The sequence below is a fragment of the uncultured Microbacterium sp. genome (genome assembly GCF_913776565.1).
Taxonomy (GTDB): domain Bacteria; phylum Actinomycetota; class Actinomycetes; order Actinomycetales; family Microbacteriaceae; genus Microbacterium.
The window spans coordinates 1-3,359 of sequence record NZ_CAJYPF010000050.1 but is presented as its reverse complement, the minus strand read 5'-3'; the positions used below and the strand labels follow the sequence as shown (position 1 = coordinate 3,359).

General features: G+C 69.7%; 5 protein-coding genes and 1 pseudogene. All 6 read left to right on the top strand.

Going from position 1 to position 3,359, the window contains the following annotated elements; translation table 11 throughout:
• Positions 1-183: pseudogene (locus QZ433_RS03170) on the top strand (16S rRNA (adenine(1518)-N(6)/adenine(1519)-N(6))-dimethyltransferase); the annotation flags it as partial.
• 81 nt (positions 184-264) lie between these two features.
• Positions 265-489 (top strand): hypothetical protein, encoded by a 225-nt coding sequence (locus tag QZ433_RS03165; RefSeq protein WP_295779976.1) that lies wholly within the window; start codon positions 265-267, stop codon positions 487-489.
• Positions 486-995, top strand: a complete 510-nt coding sequence (locus QZ433_RS03160; RefSeq protein ID WP_295779975.1) for a hypothetical protein — start codon at positions 486-488, stop codon at positions 993-995. The genes QZ433_RS03165 and QZ433_RS03160 overlap by 4 nt, the downstream gene beginning before the upstream one ends.
• A 154-nt stretch (positions 996-1,149) precedes the next feature.
• Entirely contained in the window at positions 1,150-1,581 is a 432-nt protein-coding gene (locus QZ433_RS03155; RefSeq protein ID WP_295779974.1) for a hypothetical protein, read from the top strand.
• A gap of 351 nt (positions 1,582-1,932) precedes the next feature.
• Positions 1,933-2,931 carry an alpha-L-glutamate ligase gene (locus tag QZ433_RS03150; RefSeq protein WP_295779973.1) on the top strand — a complete coding sequence of 333 codons (999 nt, stop codon included), beginning with the start codon at positions 1,933-1,935 and terminating at the stop codon, positions 2,929-2,931.
• An 85-nt stretch (positions 2,932-3,016) separates the two neighbouring features.
• Positions 3,017-3,359: LLM class flavin-dependent oxidoreductase (locus QZ433_RS03145; RefSeq protein WP_295779972.1), on the top strand; the 343-nt coding region annotated here is incomplete at its 3' end.

The following is a 3,359-nucleotide window of genomic DNA, read 5'->3' as shown; positions in this document are numbered from 1 at the left end:
GTGGACGCCGCGTTCCAGCAGCGGCGCAAGATGCTCCGGCAGAGCCTGTCCGGTGTGCTCGGGGGGAGCGCTCGGGCAGCCGAGGTGCTGACCGCCGCGGGGATCGACCCCACGGCGCGTGGCGAGGTCATCGGGGTCGACGACTTCGTGCGGCTCGGGCGGACGGAGCTCGCCGCCAACTGACCCGCGCCCGGCCGGAATCCAACATGTTTGGTGGCCGGTCAGTCGTGTCTTAAGTTCTTCCTCGCACACCGAGGAGGAATGATGCTCGCACCGAACCACGACCGCGTCATGCAGGCGGCGCGCGTCGCCGAAATCCGGAGCCGCGTCCGGAGGTACACCCCAGAAGAGATGGCCGCCTTGTTCGCGCGACGACCGCCGCTGCAAGGCACTGCGGAGGAGCGACAGAAGCAGTTGCACCGCGTGCTGAACAGCGTGTGGCTCGACAAACCCATCAGCGAGTACCTCGGCTCCCGGTACGACACATGAGCGCCGCGTCCGGCGAGCCAGTCGAGTTCGGGTGGGACCGCGTCCTCGCCTTCGACGAATGCGTTGGATCACTCGACCTGGTGCTGCTCGACCCGCCCTTCATCTTCCGCGCGCTCGTCGCGTCGGAACCAGGGCACGAGAACGCCGCCGCGTTCCTGGCTCACCTGGATCTCCAGCAGACAGCGATGATCGTTTCGTCGCTGTTCGAAGTCGAGCTGCTCGCCGTCTCGTGTGGGCTGGGGAGGCCAGAGCTCGTGGACGCTTGGCTGGGGCAGTTGCGATCGTCGAACGTGCACATGGTGCCGCTCGACGGAGTCCTACCTGGTGCAACGGACCTGGTCTCCGAGCTCGGCGTACCAGCCTCCGTGGCGGTACAGGTCGTCACCGCGTGGGCTTCCGACGTGCCGGCGATCGTGACCACCCGCGCCGCCTTCGCATTCATCGACGAATTCTCGTTGTGCGTGAGCGACGACGCGGTCGATGCAGCGCGAGCGCTTCGAAGCTGACTGACGAAGGACGCGATCGCGACCGCCGGACGCCGACCACCTCAGCGATTCGACGGTGCGATCACTTCCGCGGGGTTCAGTTCTGAACGGGTCAACGTGGCCGTCGGCAGGATGCCCGACGACCTCCGACGCCTGACCGCACTACGCTCACAGGGTGCCGCAACGATCCTCGAAGCTCGCCCGTGCCATCACCGCCATGTTCGTGGTGGGCGGCGTCGTGGTCGCCGCGTTCGCGTTCGTCGCGGTCGTGCACGACCCGACGAGCGACGCCGCATGGGTCGCGATCCCGCTCGGCGTCCTGCTCGTGGCCTGGGGTGTCGCATTCGCACAGCTGAGCACCGACGAGAGCGCCGACGATGGCGAGACGGAGATCGAGGCCCCGAGCAGGGGGCCACTCACGCGGCTGAGCGAGGCGATCGCGCTCCTGGCGGTCTACGTGGTGATGCGGATGCTCGACCGTCCGCTCGACTCGGCGCTCGTCGGGGTCGGGGGAGTGCTGGCGCTGCGACTCGCGCAGCTCGGGATCGACCGGCTCGTTCGTCGCCGCGAGCAGCGCGACGGCGGAGCGGGACCCGCGGCCGGCTGAGCGGCGAGCCGACCCGCGCGCGTTGCGGATCGCGTCCGCCCAGCCGGGGTCCATCGGCACAGGGGTACCGTGCAGCGCCGTTCGACGTTGGTCGTGCGAACGCAGCTGCGGCGTGCGGCACGCGGCGCCGTGTCGTCAGTGCCCGCGACCCGATCGCGGCCTTCGTGACGTGCTTCAAGATGATGACTCCCCTCGCTCCGGCGTCTTCGCCGACCGAGTCACGACCGCTGTGACATGTGGATTGCTGCCGCAGGCACACGGAAGATGCAAGTTCGGTCTGGGCGGGAGTACCGGCGACACCGGGCGTCACGCACCTGGCACTCGTGCGGGACCCGTGCCTAGGGTGGGCGCGTGAGCTCTCCGCGCGTGTACGTCATCCACGAGAACCCCGAGTGGTTCCCGCCGCTCGCCGCCGCCTTCGAGGCAGAGGGCGTCCCGGTCGAGGAGATCCTCCTCACCGACGGACAGATCGACCTGGCGTCGGAGCCCGCACCCGGCGTCTACTGGAGCCGCATGTCGGCGAGCAGTCACACCCGCGGCCACGAGCACAGCAAGGAGTACACCCGTGCGCTCCTGGGCTGGCTCGAGCGCGCCGGCCGGACGGTCGTGAACGGCAGCCACGTCCTCGAACTCGAGGTGTCGAAGGTCGCCCAGCACGGGCTGCTCCGGGACGCCGGGTTCGACGTCCCACGCACCACGGCGGTGTTCGGCCAGGCAGGGCTCAAGGACGCCGCACGGGCATTCACGGACGGGCGCGACATCCCGTTCATCACGAAGCACAACCAGGGCGGCAAGGGCCTCGGCGTCCGGCGTTTCGACTCACTCGCCGAGTTCGACGCGTACGTCGACGGCCCGGAGTTCGAGGCGCCCGTCGACGGCATCACGCTCCTGCAGGAGTACCTCACCGCGCGCGAGCCGTTCATCACCCGCGTCGAGTTCGTCGGCGGCGAGTTCGTCTACGCGGTGCGCGTCGACACGAGCGCCGGCAGCTTCGAGCTCTGCCCTGCCGACGCGTGCGAGGTGCCGCAGGCCATCGCGGGAGCCGTCTGCGACGTACCCGGCGCCGAGGCCCCGGCGGACGCGCCCGCCGCGTTCAGCGTCCGTGCGGACGTCACCGCGTCCCACCCGCTCGTGCAGCAGCTCCGGACGTTCCTCGCCGAGCAGCGCATCCCGATCGCGGGCGTCGAGTTCATGGAGACCACCGACGGCCGCCACGTCGTCTACGACATCAACACGAACACGAACTACAACCCCGCAGTCGAGGCCGTCGCGCCGGTCTCCGGGCCGCGCGCGATCGCGCGTTTCACCGGCGGCCTGCTCGCCGCGCAGTACCAGACCGCCACGGTCTGAAGACCACACCACCCACGGCCGGGAGGCACGGTGCGGGCCCGTCCCGCGCCTCCAGGCCGGCACTCACCACCAAGGAACCCACCCCGTGCGATTCGGATACTGGACCCCGCTCTTCGGCGGCTGGCTGCGCAACGTCGAGGACGAGGACATGCCGGTCACGTTCGACTACGTGAAGCGGCTCGCGCAGCGAGCCGAGCGCATCGGCTTCGACCTCACGCTCGTGCCGGAGCTGAACCTCAATGACATCAAGGGGACGGCCGCGCCGTCGCTCGAGGCGTGGTCGCTCGCGGCCGCCATCGCGGCGACGACCGAGCGGCTCGAGATCATGGCGGCGATGCGTCCCGGCTACCACCTGCCGGCCGTCACGGCGAAGCAGGCCGCGACGATCGACGACATCTCCGGCGGCCGGTTCACGTTCAACGTGGTGA